Source organism: Natronomonas aquatica, from assembly GCF_024449025.1.
In the GTDB taxonomy this organism is placed as follows: Archaea; Halobacteriota; Halobacteria; order Halobacteriales; family Haloarculaceae; genus Natronomonas; species Natronomonas aquatica.
In genome coordinates this window covers 1-3,813 of the sequence record NZ_JAHLKM010000063.1, presented here as the reverse complement: position 1 = coordinate 3,813, position 3,813 = coordinate 1, and the positions used below count along the sequence as shown (strand labels likewise).

Sequence of the window (3,813 nt, the reverse complement as noted above, 5' to 3'; positions counted from 1 at the left end):
CCTCCTCACTCCTCTCGAAAAGATGTCTCGATAAGCCACTGCCATCAGGCGGTTCTTCGCTTAGCTAAAGACGCATGCTTTGATTTTGCCCTTCCTCCACTCCCCGAACAGCGCAAAATTGCCTCCGTACTCTACAACGTTGACCAAGCGATTCAGAAGACAAAAGAAATTATTGACCAAGCAGGTCAGTTGAGGCAGGCTACTGAACAAGACCTATTCCGAGAGGGATATTCCAATCACGACAAGATAGAGGAACGACGACTGGTCGAGTTTCCTGCTGATTGGGACTTCGAGCAACTTTCTGAACATACTATCGAAAGTGCATTTGGCCCCCGGTATGATTCAGAGAAGTACGATGAAAACGGAGGGATAGCAACCCTTCGAACCACAGACTTAGACAGACGCGGAAATATCACTCGTGAAACAATGCCTCGGGCAGACCTCGACATTAACGAGTTCCAGAAACATCTGCTCAAGAAGGGTGACTTGGTAGTTAGCCGGTCGGGTGCGTATAGTGGTATTACCACAACTTGGGACGGACACGAGATTCCGACAATTCCCGGTGCGTATATGATTCGGTTCCGGCTCGAAAACACGCTAAACCCCGAGTACCTGCGGTATTATTTCAATAGCAATGTTGGCAGAAGCCGAATTAACCGACGGAAAAAAGGGTCAGGACAACAGAATATAGCGGGGTCTGATTTGCTGAATATGCGAATTCCTATTCCAAGCAAAGAAGAGCAAGAAAAGATAGTTGAAGTGGTTAATTCTATTGAATCACAGATTCTCTTCAACAAAGATTATTGTGAACGTTTGGAATGCCTCAAACGCGGTCTAATGCAAGACCTCCTTTCGGGGACAGTCCGAACAACCGACACTAACATAGAGATTCCCGAAGAAGTCGCCCAATATGGTTAGCATCCCATCAGAGGGCGGCGTCGAACGCTCGCTTCTCTCTTGGCTTGACGGTGTCGGATGGGAGACGCACGGACAGGATGGCGACCGAGGTGCGAACATTCTCGATGAAGCCTACGAGCGTGATAGCCACGAGATCATCTACTGGAACCTCCTTGCCGAGCAGGTCGTCGCATTGAACGAGGACGTGACCGAGGACAACGTCGATAAGTTCGTTTCCTCTCTCCGCCGCGACCTCGACGCCGAGAACTTGATGGATGGTAATCGTGCATTCTACCAGTTTCTCACCAAGGGAAAGAAATTCACGGTCAACAGCGATAAGGGCGGAAGTGAGACGGTCTATGTCGATCTTATCGACTACGAGAATCCCGAGACGAATCGTTTTCACGCGGTGAATCAGTTCTCAGTTTCCCGCGAAACGACCATCCGTCCGGACGTGAATCTGTTCGTGAACGGGATTCCACTCGTGACGATGGAACTCAAGAGCCTCGCACAGGATAACGACTGGCACGACGCCGTCAGCGACCTCAAGCAGTACGAGGAGGATGTATCTCGGCTGTTCGTCCCCGGCCTATTCAACATCGCCGCCGATACGATGGAACTCCGGTATGGCGCAGTTGGCGCTCCAAAGGAGTTCTACGAGCCGTGGAACCCCTCCGAGAAATTCAACGATGATAACGAGATGGGGCAGGCGATCAAGGCGCTATGTAATCCAGAATCTATTCTTGATTTGCTCAATAACTTCGTGTTCTACGAGAGACGAGCTGGTGGAGATGCGAAAATCGTCCCTCGATATATGCAATACTATGCCGTGAATCGAATCCTTGAGCGCGTCCGTAAGGGGCAACACAAGCGCGGTTTGATATGGCACACACAGGGATCGGGGAAGTCATTCACCATGCTTTACGCCGCCGAGAACCTCCTCTCGCGGCCCACAGTCTCCCGTAATCCACAGGTGTTCATCATCGTCGATACGGACAAGCTGAACTCCCAAATGCGCGACCAACTGGCGAACCTCTCGCTGGAGCAATGGACAGAAGCCGAATCTATCGACCACCTCCAGCGACTTATCGAGGAGGGAAGCAGTCAACTCGTTCTCACGACTATCCAGAAGTTCGAGGACGTTGATCCCAACGTGCAGGGCAACGATGAGGTCGTCGTCATGTCTGACGAAGCACATCGTTTTATGGAAGCAGATCTCGGAAGTCGTCTCGATGCGGCACTTCCCGACTGCTACCACTTCGGATTCACCGGAACTCCTGTTCGGGAAGGCGAGCGCGAGAAGGACAAGAACACCTTCCGCGAGTTCTCCCCCAAAGGCGAGGACTATCTTCACCGCTACTCGGTCAAACAAGGAATTGATGACGGCCTGATCCTTCCGGTGTACTTCACGCTTCGTCACGAGATGGAGTGGGAGATAGACGAGGCGGGACTCGATGAGGAGTTTGAGCAGGAGTTCCGTGGAATGACCACCGACCAGAAACGCGAGGCGATCCGGGAGAACGTCACGGCGACGACGCTTGCAGAAATCGAGCCACGTGTTGAGCGAGCTGTCGAAGAAATAGATACTCACTACGACGACCACGTATCTCCGAACGGCTGGAAGGGGATGGTCGTAACCCCAAGCCGACGATCTGCGGCCATGTACGGTGAGCGACTCATCGAACGGCGCGGTGACGAGGAAGTGGAAGTCCTCTACACTTCGACTAAAGACGATCCCGATCTCATCAAGCAATTCCACACGGACTCCGAGGAGCGCGATAGCATCGTCAAGGCGTTCAAAGACGACGAGAATCCGAAACTCCTTGTCGTTCACAATATGCTCCTGACGGGCTTTGATGCGCCGATACTCAAGACGATGTATCTCGATCGGAATCTCAAGAACCACAATCTAATGCAGGCTATCGCTCGGACGAACCGGCCAGCATCAGGTAAAGAAAATGGAGAGATTGTGGACTTTCAAGGCGTCTTCGAGAATATTGACGAAGCTCTCGACTACGACGCCGAGACGAAAGCTTACGCCGCTCGTGACAAAGACGAACTCTATGATGACCTCGTAGAGCAGATCGAACGGGTAATGAGTATCTTTGATGGGATTCCGAAGACTGACACTCAAGAGGCGACCTCCGAAGCCGTTGAGCGCGTCAGTACACATCCCGAACGTCGTGAGTTCAAGCAGGGGTTCCGGCGGCTTGAAAATCTCTACGAGGCTGTAGCTCCTGATGGACGGCTCGTGAGTGAGGGAATTGAGCGTGAGTACAAGTGGCTCAGTCGAATCCACGTCGCGTTCAAGCGCACAACGTCAGGCGAGGATAATCCCGAGGACGGGATGCGAGAAAAGACGCGAGAAATTATTAATGAACACGTTGAAATCGGGGAGATCAAACGGGACTTTCCCACTTACAAGCTTGGAGAAGAGTATCTCGAAGACGTAGAAGGACTGGATAACCCCGGAGTAGCCGCTTCGCAGATAGCCCATGCAACTCAAGAACACCTTCACCCACGAGAAAATCAGAACCCTCGTTACAAGCGATTGAGCGAGCGCGTGACTGATATAGTGGAACGGTGGCAAGGTGACGAAATCAGCGATCCCGAAGCGGTTGAAGCCCTCAAATCTGTTGAAGAGGAGGTATTGAACGTCGAAGAAGAGGCTGAAGAGCAAGGGATGGACGACGCAGAGTTCGCCATCTACACTCATCTCACGGAGGAGACACCTGAAGCGATTGACAGCGATAAGGGAGCGGAGGAAGTCGCAGAGGGAATCGTCTCACAGTTCACCGAACGTGTTGATACAAGCTATAATCGGTACTTCCCAACCGGTGTAATCAGTGCAATTGAATCGCCGAGTTGACCACGAGAAAGTGTCTGGGTCTGGATGTGTTCAATATCCCCGACCCA

General features: G+C 52.0%; 2 protein-coding genes. Both read left to right on the top strand.

The annotated features are described in order from the left end of the window. A partial coding sequence (locus KM295_RS16685; protein ID WP_256031503.1) for a restriction endonuclease subunit S occupies nucleotides 1–918 on the top strand: 918 nt, incomplete at its 5' end. Continuing rightward, the gene (locus KM295_RS16680) at nucleotides 911–3,766 is read left to right on the top strand and encodes a type I restriction endonuclease subunit R (RefSeq protein WP_256031501.1); all 2,856 of its coding nucleotides are present in this window, start codon (nucleotides 911–913) and stop codon (nucleotides 3,764–3,766) included. The genes KM295_RS16685 and KM295_RS16680, both read left to right, overlap by 8 nt. The last annotated feature ends 47 nt before the right edge of the window (nucleotides 3,767–3,813 follow it).

Bases quoted from the DNA above. Each gene is read 5' to 3' on its own strand.
- KM295_RS16680 (WP_256031501.1), top strand. From the start codon at position 911: ATGGTTAGCATCCCATCAGAGGGCGGCGTCGAACGCTCGCTTCTCTCT.